The sequence below is a fragment of the Leucobacter sp. VD1 genome (genome assembly GCF_037150695.1).
Taxonomy (GTDB): Bacteria; Actinomycetota; Actinomycetes; order Actinomycetales; family Microbacteriaceae; genus Leucobacter.
The window spans coordinates 780,942-797,071 of sequence record NZ_JBBCPO010000002.1 but is presented as its reverse complement, the minus strand read 5'-3'; the positions used below and the strand labels follow the sequence as shown (position 1 = coordinate 797,071).

Sequence of the window (16,130 nt, the reverse complement as noted above, 5' to 3'; positions counted from 1 at the left end):
CACCAACAGGCAGACCCAAATACCCATCAGGGCCACCCTCGCTCAGATACAAACCACGAATCGCACCATTGATCACCGAAGCACCAGTCCGATTCGACCAATACGCCGTACCACGCTCAAACTCCTGACGCGACACCCCATTCGCACGCACCTCAGCACCAACAGGCAGACCCAAATACCCATCAGGGCCACCCTCGCTCAGATACAAACCACGAATCGCACCATTGATCACCGAAGCACCAGTCCGATTCGACCAATACGCCGTACCACGCTCAAACTCCTGCTTCACACCGCCGGTGACAGGCCGTTCGCCGCCGGTCGGGAATCCGAGGTACCCCGCTGGGCCACCCTCGGAGGTGTAGAGCGGCAGAATCGCACCACCCACAGGCTGCGAGCCGTAGGGCGAGCTCCAGTAGACATAGCCGCGCTCGAATCGTTGCGAAGCACCGCCACTCACGGCATTTTCACGACCGATTGGGTAGCCCAGCACCCCGAAGGGACCGCCAACGACGTGGTAGTAGTCGCGGATCGCGCCGTTTACCCCGCCGACACCGGTGTACGGGTTCCAGTAGAGGGTGCCCCCGCTGAACTCCTGCACCACGCCGATGCCGACGGGCTGGGCTGCTTGCAAGGGGCGGCCGTAGAGCCCGCTTAGCCCACCATTGCTGGTGTGGAAGGCAGTGAAGTACTCGCTGACCTGCACGCCCTGCGCACTGCCGAACCAGCTCGTGTAGAAGTTGTAGAAATTGCGGTTGCCGTAGCTCGAACAGCTATCGCCCGTACCCCAGCCTGCATTGAGCGCGGCCTGGTTGGGGCGGTACGGAGTGTAGATATACAGCGCGGCGGTGGCCCAGTTCGCGATCCACACATCCGAGGTGCCGCAGCCCGCGTTCGGATGCCACTGAATGCGGTTGTTCTGGAACGGTCGATAGTTGTAGCTGTTCGGAAAGGCCTTGTACACCTTCAGCTGCCAAGCGCCGCGATACATCTGAGCGGGAAAACCCCCGGCGCCGTTATTGCAATTGGGCGAATTGTTGGGGCCGGAGTCCGGGCAGTCGTACCCCATCGCAAAATCGTACTGACGCACGGTCGGCCAGGTGTCGGTGACCAGGCTCTGCTCTTTTTCGAGCATGACGAGCAGCACCTTCGGGCTGATGCCGCACGCCGCACCAACACGCGCGATATAGCTCGCAGCGCTCTCGTTCACGGCGCCCGCCATAGCGCTGCAGTATGCGTTGGCGGGTCGCGCGGCCGTCGTCCAGAATGAGCCACCGAGGCACGCTCCAGAAATCATGGTGCTTCCCCATGGCGTGTAGGCCCCGCGGCCGGGATCCCCAATCGTGCAGCGCGGCACGCGCTGGTTCAGGAAGGACTGGATCTGAGCCGCGTTCCAAGCCGTGCCGTCGTAGAACAGCGCATCGTCGATGATGTTGCCCGCGTCGAAGCCCGCCGACGGGTTAGCGTAGGCGGGCGCGTCCGAAATGCTCGGCGCAAGCAGCGCCATCACCGCGGCCCCGGCCGCGCACAGCGCAATCGCTGTCGCTCGCGCACCGCGCCACTTGATCCTGGCTCGCACCGGCACTCCTTCATCGAACGAGACGTCAAAGCCTCAAGTAGTTGCTGAATGTTTCGCTTTACTCTAATCGCGCGGGAGGTCTCCCGCCAACGACCCCATGTCATGCAGGCTGCCTCCTGTCTGTGTCTGCCAGAATGGACACCATGAATCCTGCCCTCTCAGGCGATCTGCGCGGCCTCAACGACGATGCGTGGGTCGTCATCCCCCTCTACAACGAGGCGCAGGTCATCGGCGATGTCGTGAGCGGTCTTCTCCCGCTCTTCTCGAACGTAGTCTGCATCGATGACGGCTCCCGCGACGGCTCCGGTCGAATCGCCGAGGCGGCGGGCGCGCGGCTCGTCACCCACCCCATCAATCTCGGCCAGGGAGCCGCACTGCAGACCGGGTTCGAGTACGCCCTCGAACGCGGCGCGCGCTTCGTCGTAACCTTCGATGCCGACGGCCAGCATCGGGTTGAAGACGCTGTGGTGATGCTCGAACGCGCCCGCTCGGAAGATCTCGCCATCGTGTTCGGGTCGCGGTTCCTTGACGACCGCACCAAGCCCGGCATTCTCAAGAAAATCGTGCTGAAGACTGCCGTGTGGGTCACCAACCTCACTACGCGCACGCGACTTACCGATGCGCACAACGGCTTGCGCGTGATCCGCGAGGATGCGCTGTCGCGCATCAAGCTGCGTCAGGATCGCATGGCGCACGGCACCGAGATCGTGGTGCAGCTCGGACGCACCGGCCTTCCCTACGCCGAGCAGGCGGTCGAGGTCATCTACAGTGACTATTCGAAGGCCAAGGGTCAGTCACTGCTCAACTCGGTCAACATCCTCATCGACCTGATCATCCGTTAGGAGAAGACGATGTCGATCTTCCAGTTCCTCCTCATCGCCGTGATCGTGATCGCCGCTGCGCTCGCGGTGAAGTTCCTCCCGGGTGAGCGTTCCCTCGCACTCAAACGGATCTTCGCGATCCTGTTCGTCATCGTCGCCGCGCTCGCAATCCTATTCCCGAGCGCGCTCACGGTCGTGGCGAACTTCTTCGGGGTCGGCCGCGGCACCGATCTCCTGCTCTATGTCTTTATCATCATGATGCTGCTCTTCGCCGTGGCGACGGTGCGCGCAAAGGCTCGAAGCGACGCGAGGGTTACCGAACTCGCGCGCGCTGTCGCGCTCATCGAGGCGCGCGCGCGCGAGGAGCGGCGTTGACAGCCTGGCTCTCAGCAGCACCGGCGCTGCTCACTACGATCGCCCTCACCACTCTTCCTGGCCTGCCGACGGCGTACGCCCTGCGGCTGCGCGGACTCGGCTTCCTGGCGGGCAGCATCGCCGCCTCCTTCGCCACAATCGCGGTCGCCTCGCTGAGCGCCCCGCTCCTCGGCGTGCGCTGGGGCCTGCTCCCCGTACTCATCTGCGCAGCAGTGCTCGCGGCCATCGCTTTCGGGCTGCGCCGCTGGTTGCCCGCAAGGCCACCGCTTCGGCAACATCCCAAGGCTCGCCTGCTCGCGGCGGTGCCGCTGCTCCTTGCCGGTAGCATCATCGCGGTCGAGGTGGCTCGCGCGATTCAAGCGCCCGAGAACGTCTCGCAGACCTATGACGCGGTCTTCCACCTCAATGCGGCCGAGTTCATTCTCGACACCGGTGATGCTTCTCCGCTGCACATGACTCTGGCGGTTCCCTACCAGGCCATCGCCCCTTACCCAACGCTCTGGCACGCCGTCGTCGCATTGGTCTCGGGCATCACAGGGGCGTCGATCCCCGTCGCCACAAACGCGATGGCGCTGGTAGTTGCCGCGTGGGTGTGGCCGATCGCGGTGCTCTTCTTCACCGCCCCCTTCGTCGCGACTCGGAGATCCGGGATGCTTGCCGCCGGGGTGTTCGCCGCAACCTCCTCGGCTTTCCCCTACCTGCTGCTCTCATGGGGGGTGCTCTACCCAAACCTGCTGGCAAACGCGCTCCTCCCGATCGCTGTCGGCTTCACCCACCTTGCGCTGCGCCCGTCGCTCCAAGCCTCGGCCGCCCCGCGCGCGTCCCTGTGGATCACTGCAGCCGGAGCGCTCGGTGCCACGGGCTTCGCCCACCCCAATGGCGTCTACGGCTTCGCTGTAGTGGCTCTTCCCCTGATCATTGCCTATGCCGGACGGGTCGATCGCCGCGGTCTCACCAGACGCGGCCGGATCGGGCGATGGATCGGCGTGCTCGCGGCCCTCGCTGTGATCGTGACGCTGTGGGCGGTCGTGCAGAACGGCGACAGCGACAAGCACTACGCCGGCGGAGTGCTCAAGGGCGCGCTGAGCGCGCTCTCCAACGCACCGCAGCTGCCCGCCAAGGCATGGTTCGTCTCGCTCTTCGTGCTTTCCGGCGCCGCGCTGCTGCTGATCTGGAAACAACACCGGTGGCTCGTCGTCTCATACAGCCTCATCGTCGCGCTGTACGCCATCGCTGTCGGTTTCAACGGCCCCCTGCGCGATGCCTTCACTGTGGCCTGGTACAACGATGCTGCCAGGCTCGCGGCGCTCCTTCCTCTTACAGCCGTGCCCCTCGCGGCAGTATCGGCCATGCTGCTCTTCGATGCGATCCGCCTCGGCCTGGCGCGCCTCCCCGAGCGGCTCCCGGCCCGTACGCCCGCGACGTGGATTCCCGTGATCGCGCTGCTCGCAGTCGCCGCAATCCTGCTCACCGGCGCGCGCGGCTCGAACATCGGCAGCCAGATCGGCTGGATGAGCGGGCTGTACTCCGCCACGCCCGCCGACAAGGACCAGCCAGACCTGCTGTCGGCCGACGAAATGGCGCTGCTGCAGCGGCTCGACACCGAAACGCCTGAGGACGCGCGGATCGCGGGCGATCCGTGGAGCGGTACGGCATACGCTTATTCAATCGCCGGGCGCACCGTGCTCTTTCCGCACATGACCTCGCAGTACGACGAGGACGCGGCCACGATCGCCGCCGGGCTGCGCGATATGGGCGACACCGCCTGCTCCTATCTTGATCGCCTCGGCGTGGACTACGTGCTCGACTTCGGCGACCCCAACTTCCAGGTCTACCCGGCTGAGAAGTCGGCGCACTTCTCCGGGCTGCGCCACGTCGGCGGCAATCCGATCCTGCAGGAGGTCGACCGAGAAGGAGACGCTGCGCTCTACCGTGTGGCGTGCAGCTAACAAGCAGCCGGTAGTCGGCAGAAAGGCGACCTCGCCAGGGGTACGATCAGCCAAAGGCAAGCCGTCTAATCAGCGACTCGGTACTCCTCCGAGCCGAGGTACGCGATCGCGTCTTCAATCGGCCCATCGAAGCGCTTCTTACCGCGCTTGATCACAATGCCCCGGCCGCAGAGCTCGCGCACCATCTCCATATCGTGGCTCACCACGACCATGGTCTTATTCTGCTCGATCATTTCCTGGAACTTCAGCCGACATTTCTCACGGAACGGTGCGTCACCGACCGAGAGGATCTCATCGACAAGAAGAATATCGAGCTCGACGTGGATCGCCACCGAGAACGCAAGGCGCATAAACATGCCCGAGGAGTAGAACTTCACTTCTTGGTCAAGGAACTCGCGGATCTCGGCAAAGTCGACGATCTCCTCGAAGATCGCGTCGATCTCAGCCTCTTTCATGCCAAGGATGGCGGCGTTGAGGTAGACGTTCTCACGACCGGTGAGATCGGGATGGAATCCAGCTCCCACCTCGATGAGACCTGCGACACGACCGCGGGTGAGCACTGCACCCTCGTCGGGCGGCATGACGCCCGACATGATCTTCAGCATCGTCGACTTGCCGGAGCCGTTGTATCCGAGCAGAGCGATCGACTCACCTTCGGCGACGTCGAAGCTCAAATCGTCGAGCGCAGTGAAGTCGGTGCGGAGCTGCTTGCCCTTCGTCCACCCGATGAACGCCTCTTTCATCGAGTGGGTGTGCTTGAGCGAGAAATGTTTCGTGACGCGATCAACGACAATCGCGGGAAGGTGCTGCTGTGCCATGCCGGTCTCCTTACAGGTCCTGCGCGAAGCGCGGCTCGATCTTGCGGAATGTCCACTGTCCGACGATCACGCCGAGGAGAGTGAGCGCTCCCGCAATGCCCACGGTGATCCAGAAGTTCTCGGGGAGCGCGTGAGCGTTCGCAGTCACCGGATCCCAGAATGCGAGGTGGAAGAGTTCGACTGCTGCAGTGAGCGGGTTGACCTGATAGATCCACATCGCCCAATTCGGTAGCTGCGAGGCGACCATCTCCCAGGAATAGAGCACCGGAGAAGCCCAGACCGCAACCATGAGAATGAGCTCAACGAAGTTCTGCGCATCGCGGAAGGCGACGTTGAGCGAGCCGAAGAACAGCCCGAGGCCGGTTGCGGCGAGGGCGATGATCAGCATGCCGAGGATCGCGGCGCCCAGGTACATCGGCAGTGGCAGCCAGCCGAAGATGAGTGCTACGGCGAGTAGCACAGCCGCCTGCGGCAGGAAGTGCACGAAGGAGACGATCACCGCCGCAACGGGGAAGAGTTCTCGCGGCATGTAGATCTTGCGTACGAGGTGGGCGTTGTCGACGAGGGAGCGCGTTGCGTTTGAGAATCCCTCGCTGAAGAAGTTGATGACGATGATGCCGGAAAACAGGTACATCGCGAAGTTCGGGATACCGCGGGCCATCTGCAGGAAGACGCCCATGACCAGGTAGAAGATCGTGAACTGTGCAGCCGGCCGCACATAGGACCACACCCACCCCAGCACCGAGTTGCGGTAGCGCGTCGACGTCTCCTTGCGCACGAGGAGACGCAGCAGGTAGCGCCAGCGGAATACCTCAAGCAGCCCTCGCCCCTGGCCGGGGACGTCGTATCCAGCCGGAATCGCTCCGGCACCGCCGACAGTCGTAGGTGCCACGTCTTCTCCTTACAGCCTGTCCCGCACACGCGCATCTCCGGGAGATTCACCCGGAGCAACCGCACGATTCTAACAAAGCACTTCCGGCGCGGGGCTGACGGCCCCTGCGGCTCACCGCCGCTCCCTATGAGGGGCCCGTAGAATAGTGCCCATGTCAGCCCCCCAGATCAGCCCGCTTGCGTACATCGGAGAGGGCGTCACCCTCGGTCAGAACGTGTCAGTTGGGCCCGGTGCCGTGGTTCTCGGTCCCGCAGTGATCGAGGACGATGTGTGGATCGGCCCCGGCGCGCAGATCGGCGCTCCGCCTGAGATGTCGAATCTGCGGCAGAACGCGGCATGGGCAGGCGATTTTGAACATGCCGGGGTGCGGATCGGGGAGGGTGCGGTGATCCGCGAGAATGCGGTGGTGCACCAGGGCAGCTACCGCGAGACGACGGTCGGCGCCGGCTGCTGGATTCTGGCGCGGGCCTACGTTGCGCACGACGTGCTGATCGGAGAGGGCACGACAGTGTCGGCAGGGGTGAGTATCGGAGGGCACTGCGTCATCGGACCGCGCGTGAACATCGGCATGAACGCCTGCATTCACCAGCGCCGCATCATCGGCGCCGGTGCGATGGTCGGCATGGGCACCCCCATCGCCCGAGATGTCCCTCCTTACGCCAAGGCCTTCGGCTCTCCCGCGAGACTCCGAGCGCTCAATACTGTCGGCATGGAGCGCTACGGCATCGATGCGGCCGAGGTCGCTCTGCTCAGCGAGCGCTACGCCAGCGGCGACGTGCTCGTTGCAGAACCGCTCGCCCTCAGCACCAACTCGCCGCTCGCCGCCGACCTCGCCTGGTGGGCCGCGCAGGAGGGCCGCGTGCCGCTGACCGTGGACCAGGCCGGCTGAGTTTGTTTGAGTGGATCGGCGCGCTCCCCGCAGCGGCGGTGAGCGTTTTCGTGCTGTTCGCGCCCGGCGCCGCTGTCGCGCACTTCTCGGGCATGCGCGGTCTGTGGGCGTGGAGCACAGCTCCTGTGATCTCGATCACGCTGCTGACGGGGGTGGCAATGCTGTTGCCCGTCATCGGGCTACCTTGGCACCCGGGGACAGCCCTGCTCGGCTTTGCGGCGCTCGGTGCCGCGGCGGTATGCCTCATACGATTCGCGCTGAGAACCCGCTTCTCAGCGTGTGCAGCGCCCGCAACGGAAGACGCCGCCATCCGGCGAGGGTCGGCCCGCTGGGTGCCGATCTCGCTCGCTATCTCGGGAGCGCTCCTCACGGTCCTCACCGTCGTCGGGCTGCAATCGCCGAGTCACATCTCTCAAACCGTTGACAATCTCTTCCACCTCAACGCGGTCAGGTACGCTCTCGACTCCCAGAACGCCTCCGCTTTCTGGATCTCAAGCTTCACCACCGCCTTTCCACAGCCCGTCTTCTATCCCGATGCGTGGCACGTCATGGTCTCCTTCGTGGTGGGAGTCAGCGGTGCCGACATTCCTACCGCGAGCAACATGTTCAACTGGGCGGTCTCAGCACTGGTGTGGCCGGCCGGCGCACTCACCCTGGCCTCACAGTTCGTACCGCGCCGCCCAGCCGTGCTCGTCACCGCAGCCGTACTCACCGCCGCATTCCCGGCCTTTCCGCTCAACACGCTGAGCTACGGAGTGCTCTACCCCTATTTCCTGGGCATCGCGATGCTGCCCCTGGCGCTCGCGCTCCTGCTGCAGCTCATCGGTCTCACCCGGGAAGCGCGCCTAGGTCGCTGGGATTCTTTGGCGCTGCTGGCCATCTTCAGCATCGGCGGCGTAGCACTCGCCCACCCCTCGGCGTTTCTGGGTCTCCTCGCCATCGCCATGCCACTGAGCCTCATCGCCCTCGTCGCGGCATGGGGGCACCAGCGCTGGCCGCTCCGGCTCGTGTCTGTCGCGCTCACTGGCGCAGTGCTGGCGGCGGGGGTGTTCTCCTTCACCAGGACCGTCACAGGCTTCCAGTGGCCGGCGCAGACGGGTACGCGAGCGGCATTCCTACAGGCACTCACCGGGGCCTTCCTCGACGCGGGCTTCCCAGTGGTGATCGGGCTTCTAGCCGTCGGCGGCGCACTGACATCGCTGATCTCGCGCAGTGTTCCCGGCATTGCAGCAACAGCGATCTGGGCCACGACCTCAGGCCTCTACGTGCTCGCCGCCGGGGTGAACGTGCCGGCGGCGCGCCAGATTCTCGCCGGCTGGTATGCGGATACCCCGCGACTGGGTGCCCTTGCAGTCATCGGCATCATCCCCATCGCGGTCTACGGCTGCGCCGCGATCGTCGGCTTCATTGAACGCCGCAACGTGCTGCCGCGCGCCGCTCTGGTCACCATCGGCGCCGCACTGCTCGGCTCGGTGCTCGTCACCTCCGGCTACGGTTCTTTCTTGAGGGTCATGCAACTCTCCTACGACCCGAGATCGTCTGAATACATCGACACCATCGCCCCTGAAGACCGTGCGCTACTCGGCAATCTCACCCCGGAGGGCGCACGACTCGCGCTTGACAACCTGATCTCCGCCGACGAACGCGCCCTTCTCAATCGCTTGGACACGCACGTCGCCCCTGAAGACCTCGTCATTGGCAGCCCTTGGACCGGCACCTCGCTCGCCTACGCACTGGAAGACCGTCGCACCCCTATGGCTTACGTCACATCCCCGGTCTCCGCCGAAACCCAGCTCATTCTGCAACGCTTCGCCTCCGAACCGGACACCCCGGAAATGTGCCGGGCGCTTGACACGACGGGGGTGCGGTTCATCATCGACTTCGGGCAGCGCGAGGTGCACGGCGGTCGCCACGAGTTCGCGGGCATTGAAGGACTCGACGCCAGCCCCGGAGTCGCCCTCGTCGATCGCGAGGGTGACGCGAAACTGTACAGGATCACCTCTTGCGGCCTGGGATAGCCCACGCGGCATACCGCCACAGGGTTTACAGCTACGGTGGTGTGTGATGGATTTCATGAACACGCCACTCGTCTCCCTCGCTCCGGCGAGCTCGGGACACCTCGAAGCGATCAGCGCACTCCAGCGGGAACAGCTATTCGCCGCGGCGAACTACCACGCGCTTCGCACCCCGGGGGCGACGCTCGAACTCCGTGTGGGCATCGGGAGCATCACCCAGATGCCAGCACTCACGGACGCCGGCACGGTCGACGGCAGTGCCCTCGAAGGCGAACCCGCCTTCACAGTCGAGGTGCGCAGCCTCGCAGTCGGCTCCATGCAGGCTTCCCCGCCTGAGCGCCCGGTGATCCGCTGGATCCGCCTCGGCCACGCCGATGCCACCCCTGCAACCACCGAGCCGCCCGCCCCGGCCTCCCTCCCCCGCCGCGTCTACCGCGAGCTGGAACGCCGCGCCCCCATCGTGCTCGACGCCGCGCGCGAGACGATCATGCGCCGACGCGAACGCGCCATCTCCGGCCCACTGCCCCGCTACCCGGAAGGGGCCGCCGCCGCTCACGGCCGCGCAGCCCTTGACTCTTGGCGGCACACCCCCGCTGCCGCGCCGAGTGATGCGCCGCCAGCCGTGCTCTTCGGGCTCCACTGGTTGCAGACCGGCGGTGCCGAGCGTTGGGCGGTTGAGACCATTCAGCTCGCGAAGAACGCTGGGCTGCTCCCCGTCGTGGTCACCGACCAGAACTCGGTGCACCCCTGGCTCACGCGCCCCGAGCTCGAGGGTTGCATCATCATCGCGCAGAGCTTCCGCGGGCATCTGCACGAGCTCGACATCGCCCTCACCCACGCAATCCTCGAGAACTTCAATCTGGCGGGCGTGATGCTGCACCACTGCCAGTGGCTCTACCTCAGCCTGCCATGGGTCGCCGAGCACCGCCCCGAGCTGCCCGTGATCGACTCGCTGCACATCGTCGAATATCTGGGCGGTGGATACCCGGGTCTCGCAGCTCAGTACGACGCTTTCGTCGACACCCACCACGCCATCTCACCCGAGCTAGTGCGCTGGCTGACCGAGGTGCAGGGCATTGCAGCACGCAAGGTCGCACTCGCCCCGCTCACCGCACTCACCGTCGACAGCAGCGCCGATTTCACGGGCCGCGACCCGCGAAACCCGTTCACAATCTCCTTCGTGGGCCGCCTGTCACGGCAGAAGCGCCCCGACGTCTTCCTAATGCTCGTGCACCGTCTGCAGCGATCAGGCATCCCCTTCCGCGCCATCATGCACGGCGACGGCGAGATGCGCGATGTGGTGCACGGTCTCATCGACCAGTTCGGTCTGCGCGGCATCATCGAACAGCGCTACGAAGAGACGCCCGTCTCCGAGACACTCGCAGAAACCAACTTGCTCGTGGTCACCTCGATCAACGAGGGCATCACCCTCACCACCTTCGAAGCGGTCGCCGCCGGGGTGCCGGTGCTGTCGGCCGATGTCGGCTCCCAGCGCACCATCGTGCAGGGCGACATGCTCGCGCCCCGCCCGGCGCGACCGTTCATCAAGGCAGCAGCCTCGGTGATCTCGAAGCTCGCCGCAGACGAGCAGCTGCGCGAGCAGCGGTGGAACGAGCAGCGCGAACGGGTCGCCGAGTTCGGCGAGCTGCAGAGCGCACACGAATGGATGAAGGAGACCTTCTCACAATGGCACGCGTAGCCGCAGTCGTCGTCACGTTCAATCGAATCGACAAGCTGAAGACCGTGATCGCCTCAATCGAGGCGCAGACGCACGCTCCCTCGTCGCTCGTGATCGTCGACAACGCTTCGACCGACGGCACCGGCGAGTACCTTGACGAGCTCGAATCGAGCCTGGACCTCGAGATCGTCTCACTGTCGAGCAACACCGGAGGAGCCGGTGGCTTCTCGGCGGGTATGCGGCGCGGGTACGAACTCGGCGCCGATTTCGTGTGGATCATGGATGACGACGGCTACCCCGAGCCCGACGCCCTCGAAAAGCTGATCACCGGCTTCGACGCGGCAGCCGCCGAACTCGGCGAGGAGATGCCCTTCGCCTGCTCCGTGGTGAAATACATCGACGGCACCATCTGCGAGATGAACAACCCCGTGCCCACCTGGGACTGGGGACGCCTGCTCGCCATCGGCCAGAACTCGGTGATGGTGACGAGCTGCTCCTTCGTGTCGGTGCTCGTGCCGCGCTGGGCGCTCGAACGCTACGGCCTGCCCTACAAGGAATACTTCATCTGGTTCGATGACGCCGAGTACACGCTGCGGCTCTCGAAGGCATGCCCTGGCGTGCAGGTGCTCGACAGCGTCACCGTGCACGACATGGGCGTGAACCAAGGCGTCAATTTCGGCATGATCGACGACAAGAACGCTTGGAAGTTTGCCTACGGCATCCGCAACCAGGCCTCATATCGTCGCCACCACCAGTCGCTGCCACACTTCCTGATGTTCGCAGCGCAGGTTATCGTCGGCATGCGCCGTGGGCGGGTGAAGCGCAAACTGCAGAGGCAGATGGTCTCGAAGCTCTGGGAAGGATTCCGATTCAACCCCCAGATCGACAGGGTCGTGTAGCGCTCCGGGATCTGCACCCCCGGGCGGCGACCCACCGCGGCGACAGCATGGACCCAGTTCACCCCGCAGCTCCCCACCGGGTGCGATACTGGCATGATGCCTGCTCCATCAGTGTCGCCTTCGGCAACGAACGCAAGACCCGCTGCACAGGCTCAGCATCCCCAAAACGGCTCGGCGAAGACCACATCGGCTCCGCGCTACCGGAAGGACATCGACGGCCTCCGCGCTGTCGCGGTACTGCTCGTGGTCGTTTACCACGTATGGCTCGACCGCGTCTCAGGCGGCGTCGATGCCTTCCTGATGATCTCGGCGTTCTTCCTCACGGGCTCCTTCGTACGCCGCCTCGAAGCCGGCAGGCCGCTTGCCATCGTGATCCAGTGGATCCGCACCTTCAAGCGGCTGATGCCGGCCGCAGCCGTAGTCATCGCCGCAACCGTCATCGCCGCAACCATCATCATGCCGGCCTCAGGCCACCCCGACCTCTGGCGGCACGCCTGGGCCTCACTCTTCTACTACGAGAACTGGGCACTGGCCGCCGAATCAGTCGACTACTACGCTGACAACTCGCTCGCCAGCCCACTGCAGCACTTCTGGTCGCTCTCGGTGCAGGGGCAGGTATTCTTCCTCTGGCCGCTGCTGTTCGCCGTCATCGCCTTCCTGCGCTGGGCCCTCGGCCGCCGCAGCGTGCGCGCCGTCGCGCTCGTGTGCTTCGCAGTGGTGTTCGCCGTCTCGCTCGCATACTCCATCATCACCACCCAGGAGCACCAGGAGAGCGCTTACTTCAACACCGGGGCCCGCATCTGGGAGTTCGCGGCCGGTTCGATCCTCGCGATCGCGCTGCCCTGGATCCGCCTGCCCCGCGCGCTCGGCGCCGTCATCGGCTGGCTCGGACTCGCCGCGCTCCTCGCGTGCGGCATGGTGCTCGACGTGCAGGGCGGCTTCCCCGGATACCTGGCGCTCTGGCCGGTGCTCGCCGTCGCGGCGATCATCCTGGCCGGCTCCCCCGACGAGAAGGGCTTCGGCCCCGCACTGCTGCTCGAAACGAAACCCGTGCTGATGCTGGGGCGCGACGCCTACGCGCTCTACCTAGTGCACTGGCCGATCCTCGTGCTGACGCTCATCGCCCGCCGCGGCGAACCCCTCGGCTTTTTCGAAGGCCTCGCCCTGATCATCATCTCGATCGTGCTCGCGCGTCTGCTCACCTGGCTCGTCGACGCCCGTGTGCGCCGACTGGCGTGGGCCAACAGCAACAACTTCCGCGGCGCCGCCGTGATCCTCCTGTCGATCGCGGTTGTCGCGATCCCTCTGGTGACCCTCCAGCAGTCGGCGCTGCAGGCCACGCAGGCGGTCCACTCGGCCAGCGCCGCCGAGCGCGCCGCCGCCAACCCCGGTGCCGCAGTCCTCGCCCCGGGGTGGGCCGGCAAGCTCGACCCCGACGCGCCCCGTATCCCGCTCCCCACCGAACTCGACCAGCAGTGGGGCACCATGCCCGAGTTCTGCAGCGCCGAAGACTTCGACTTCGCTTCGTCGGCCGTGCTCGAACGGTGCACCGAGAACGCCATGCAGTCACCCGAGCAGACCATGCTCGTTGTCGGCGATTCCCACGCCGAACAGTGGCTCGAACCGCTCGCAGCGATCGCAGAAGACCGCAATTGGCGTCTCGTCACCGTCCTGAACGGCGGCTGCCCCTTCACGCTCCGGGCAGCCGAAGACTACGCCGAGCCCGAGTTCGGTGCGAGCTGTCTGGCCTGGAACCTCGAACTCATCGACCTCACACTGGCGCTGCACCCAGACATATTCCTCACCGTCGGAACAGCGGCCGCCCCTGCCGACAACGACTCCGACATCGATGCGGGTGAGCGCGAGCACGCGCACGATCAGGCCGCAGCGCTCGACGTGTTCCGTTCTGTGGGCATCACGAGCATTCTGATCCGCGATAATCCGCGTTTCACCTTCGACAGCTATGTCTGCGTCGAACAATCGCGTAGCGTCGAGGAGTGCGAGGTGCTCCGGTCGCAGGCGCTCGCATCCGTAAACCCGCTCGATGCCGTCGCAGGCCCTGGCATCGCGACAGTCGACACCACCGACCTGCTCTGCCCCGGTGACATCTGCCGCGCCGTGATCGGCAACGTCAACGTCTACCTCGACGACAACCACCTCACCATTGCCTACACGGGCACCATGCGCCCCATGCTCGAGAAGCGCTTGCTGGCCGCTATCGCGCGGGCGCAGGAGGCAGCCGCCGCAGCGGTCGCGGCTGAAGAAGCTCAGCCGGCTGACGAGAGCGAAACCGTTGATCTTCCAGAGCTGGTATCCACCGAACCAGACAATAGTGGCGTCTGATCAGGTGCGCGCGGCGCGGAATCAGCCTGCGGTGCGATCCCCAGGTAGCCCCCGGCCGATGAGGCCGCGGAAGAGCACGCGCTTCACACTCGCGGGCATGAGACGGTAGGCCCCCTTCATCACCACGTTGCGCAAGTATTGCCCACGCGTCACAAACCCCATGCGCAGCATCTCGCGCTGCAGACGCCACTCGGTGCGCGCCTCGGCCCAACCACCACGGCGAGCGAAGGCACCAGAACCGACCCGGTAGGCGAGCAGGGGCTCGGCAATATTCTCGACACGGGCGCCGCTGTCGATGAGGCGGATCCCCAACCAGTAATCCTCCATCCTGCCGAAGGGCTGGTACCGGCCGACCCTGTCGAGCGCCGCAACGCGATACATCATCGTGGGGTGGTTGAAGGGATTGTGGGTGCGGGCGTGATCGCGGATGCGCTGCGCGCCCACCGGCGGCACACGCTGGGAAACAGGCTGCTGGGGATCATGCTCGAATTCGACCATGCCCGTGCCGACCAGGTCGAAGCCCTGCTGCAGCAGCTCCCACTGACGCTCGAATCGTTCCGGCAGCGAGACATCGTCGGCATCCATGCGCGCCACGACGGGCTGCGTGCACACCTCAAGGCCAGCATTGAGCGCCGCTGTGAGGCCGCGGTTCTCGGGCAGCCGCACCATGCGCACCGGCACGGGGCTGCCGGCCGCGATCCGCTCGATCTCCCGTGCGAGTGCGTCGGGCACCGGGCCATCCTGCACGATGACGGCCTCGGCTGGGCGCAAGCGCTGGCCATCGACGGAGCTTGCAAAAGCGAGGCGCAGAAAACCCGGATCATCGCCAGCGTAAACGGGGAGCAGCAGGGAAAACGGAGCCTGCGATGCAGAAGCACTCATGCGGCCGCCGCGCGATCGAGCTTCGAGAGCCGCTCGACCTCGATCATGACGTCAACGGGAACACCGGTGTTGCGCAGCACCTCGCGGGTGGATCGCGGAGCGCGCAGCCAACCATCGCGCCACCCCCGGCGCAAGCAGTCACGCAACTGGGCGCGGTCGGAGGAGGCGCGGAAGGTGCGGAACCAGCGCCGCGCCGTCGCCGCCGAGTACAGCAGCTTCTCCCAGCCGTAAAGCGCCCGCGACAGACGGAAGACCCACAGCTTGTTGCGCACCTCGAAATAGAAACGCTGCCCAGGATCGGCATCGCTCGAACCACGTTTGGCGGTCTTGTGCATGACCACCGACCCCGGCACGTAGAGGCCACGGGCGCCGCGCAGCAGGCGAGCCGAGTACTCGAAGTCGTCGTTCCAGAGGAAGTAGTCGGCGATGGGCAGACCCTGTTCGCGCACCCGCGGCGCACGCAAGAAGGCCGAAACGAATGAGATCGAGCGGATCTCCATACCGCCGGCCTCCGCGGCGCGCGCCCGCTCATCTTCCGATGCGCGGATCTTCGCCTTCGGAGTGTTCATCGGGTGATCCTCGCCGTCGGTCCAGACCACACGGGAGCCCATCACGGCAAGATCATCCTGACCGGTCGCACAGTAGCGCTCGTGCGCGGCGAGCGCACCGGAAAGCGCGTCGGGCCCTGGCACGGTGTCGTCGTCCATCACCCAGACCCAATCGACATCTTCTTCGGCGATCGCCGCAGCAATGCCCGTTGCGAAGCCACCGGCACCGCCGGTGTTCTTGGTGAGGGGAATGAGCCTTGCACGCTCGCCCCACTGCTCGAGCAGTTCGGCGGCCACCTCCACAGACCCGTCATCGGAAGCGTTATCGACGATCACGAGCCTGTCGACGGGTCGACTCTGCGCCGCCAGCGCTTCGAGGGACTCCCTCAGCAGCTCGCGGCGGTTGTAGGCGACCAGCACGGCCGTGACGTGCATGCGCACTCTC

The 16,130-nt window shown here is 65.4% G+C and carries 13 protein-coding genes; 8 read left to right on the top strand and 5 right to left on the bottom strand.

Annotation, left to right across the window (positions count from 1 at the left end):
- The coding region (locus WFL22_RS09000) for an LGFP repeat-containing protein (RefSeq protein WP_442918967.1) at nt 1–1,576 on the bottom strand (1,576 nt) is incomplete at its 3' end.
- A gap of 143 nt (nt 1,577–1,719) precedes the next feature.
- On the opposite strand from WFL22_RS09000, the gene WFL22_RS08995 reads away from it, so the two are divergent.
- The 3 genes from WFL22_RS08995 to WFL22_RS08985 are packed head-to-tail and all read left to right on the top strand — an operon-like array spanning nt 1,720 to nt 4,721.
- Complete coding sequence (locus tag WFL22_RS08995) at nt 1,720–2,418, top strand: glycosyltransferase family 2 protein (protein WP_336652210.1); 699 nt, start codon at nt 1,720–1,722, stop codon at nt 2,416–2,418.
- A gap of 9 nt (nt 2,419–2,427) precedes the next feature.
- Nucleotides 2,428–2,772, top strand: a complete 345-nt coding sequence (locus WFL22_RS08990; RefSeq protein ID WP_336652211.1) for a DUF2304 domain-containing protein — start codon at nt 2,428–2,430, stop codon at nt 2,770–2,772.
- Nucleotides 2,769–4,721, top strand: a complete 1,953-nt coding sequence (locus WFL22_RS08985; RefSeq protein WP_336992381.1) for a DUF6541 family protein — start codon at nt 2,769–2,771, stop codon at nt 4,719–4,721. The genes WFL22_RS08990 and WFL22_RS08985 overlap by 4 nt, the downstream gene beginning before the upstream one ends.
- A 65-nt stretch (nt 4,722–4,786) precedes the next feature.
- Here WFL22_RS08985 and WFL22_RS08980 read toward each other — a convergent pair whose 3' ends face one another.
- Nucleotides 4,787–5,539, bottom strand: coding sequence for an ABC transporter ATP-binding protein (locus WFL22_RS08980; RefSeq protein WP_336992380.1), 753 nt, complete (start codon nt 5,537–5,539; stop codon nt 4,787–4,789).
- A gap of 10 nt (nt 5,540–5,549) precedes the next feature.
- Nucleotides 5,550–6,431 carry an ABC transporter permease gene (locus WFL22_RS08975; RefSeq protein WP_336652214.1) on the bottom strand — a complete coding sequence of 294 codons (882 nt, stop codon included), beginning with the start codon at nt 6,429–6,431 and terminating at the stop codon, nt 5,550–5,552.
- A 151-nt stretch (nt 6,432–6,582) separates the two neighbouring features.
- Here WFL22_RS08975 and WFL22_RS08970 point away from each other — a divergent pair, with 151 nt between their 5' ends.
- From WFL22_RS08970 to WFL22_RS08950, 5 genes are all read left to right on the top strand, one after another.
- Nucleotides 6,583–7,320 carry an acyl-ACP--UDP-N- acetylglucosamine O-acyltransferase gene (locus tag WFL22_RS08970; protein ID WP_336992379.1) on the top strand — a complete coding sequence of 246 codons (738 nt, stop codon included), beginning with the start codon at nt 6,583–6,585 and terminating at the stop codon, nt 7,318–7,320.
- 2 nt (nt 7,321–7,322) lie between these two features.
- Nucleotides 7,323–9,338 carry a DUF6541 family protein gene (locus WFL22_RS08965; RefSeq protein ID WP_336992378.1) on the top strand — a complete coding sequence of 672 codons (2,016 nt, stop codon included), beginning with the start codon at nt 7,323–7,325 and terminating at the stop codon, nt 9,336–9,338.
- A gap of 55 nt (nt 9,339–9,393) precedes the next feature.
- Nucleotides 9,394–11,034: a glycosyltransferase gene (locus tag WFL22_RS08960; protein WP_336992377.1), complete on the top strand. Its 1,641-nt coding sequence runs from the start codon at nt 9,394–9,396 to the stop codon at nt 11,032–11,034.
- Entirely contained in the window at nt 11,022–11,912 is an 891-nt protein-coding gene (locus WFL22_RS08955; RefSeq protein WP_336652218.1) for a glycosyltransferase family 2 protein, read from the top strand. Before WFL22_RS08960 ends, WFL22_RS08955 begins: the two co-directional genes overlap by 13 nt.
- Nucleotides 11,913–12,008: 96 nt before the next feature.
- Nucleotides 12,009–14,255, top strand: coding sequence for an acyltransferase family protein (locus WFL22_RS08950; RefSeq protein ID WP_336992376.1), 2,247 nt, complete (start codon nt 12,009–12,011; stop codon nt 14,253–14,255).
- A 21-nt stretch (nt 14,256–14,276) separates the two neighbouring features.
- Here the strand turns inward: WFL22_RS08950 and WFL22_RS08945 are convergent, their stop codons facing one another.
- Nucleotides 14,277–15,137, bottom strand: a complete 861-nt coding sequence (locus tag WFL22_RS08945; RefSeq protein ID WP_336652220.1) for a glycosyltransferase — start codon at nt 15,135–15,137, stop codon at nt 14,277–14,279.
- Nucleotides 15,134–16,120, bottom strand: coding sequence for a glycosyltransferase (locus WFL22_RS08940; protein ID WP_336992375.1), 987 nt, complete (start codon nt 16,118–16,120; stop codon nt 15,134–15,136). The genes WFL22_RS08945 and WFL22_RS08940 overlap by 4 nt, the downstream gene beginning before the upstream one ends.
- Between the last annotated feature and the right edge of the window lie 10 nt (nt 16,121–16,130).

Bases quoted from the DNA above. Each gene is read 5' to 3' on its own strand.
- WFL22_RS08990 (WP_336652211.1), top strand. From the start codon at position 2,428: ATGTCGATCTTCCAGTTCCTCCTCATCGCCGTGATCGTGATCGCCGCT.
- WFL22_RS08980 (WP_336992380.1), bottom strand. From the start codon at position 5,539: ATGGCACAGCAGCACCTTCCCGCGATTGTCGTTGATCGCGTCACGAAA.
- WFL22_RS08995 (WP_336652210.1), top strand. From the start codon at position 1,720: ATGAATCCTGCCCTCTCAGGCGATCTGCGCGGCCTCAACGACGATGCG.
- WFL22_RS08955 (WP_336652218.1), top strand. From the start codon at position 11,022: ATGGCACGCGTAGCCGCAGTCGTCGTCACGTTCAATCGAATCGACAAG.
- WFL22_RS08970 (WP_336992379.1), top strand. From the start codon at position 6,583: ATGTCAGCCCCCCAGATCAGCCCGCTTGCGTACATCGGAGAGGGCGTC.
- WFL22_RS08945 (WP_336652220.1), bottom strand. From the start codon at position 15,137: ATGAGTGCTTCTGCATCGCAGGCTCCGTTTTCCCTGCTGCTCCCCGTT.
- WFL22_RS08940 (WP_336992375.1), bottom strand. From the start codon at position 16,120: ATGCACGTCACGGCCGTGCTGGTCGCCTACAACCGCCGCGAGCTGCTG.
- WFL22_RS08960 (WP_336992377.1), top strand. From the start codon at position 9,394: ATGAACACGCCACTCGTCTCCCTCGCTCCGGCGAGCTCGGGACACCTC.
- WFL22_RS08950 (WP_336992376.1), top strand. From the start codon at position 12,009: ATGCCTGCTCCATCAGTGTCGCCTTCGGCAACGAACGCAAGACCCGCT.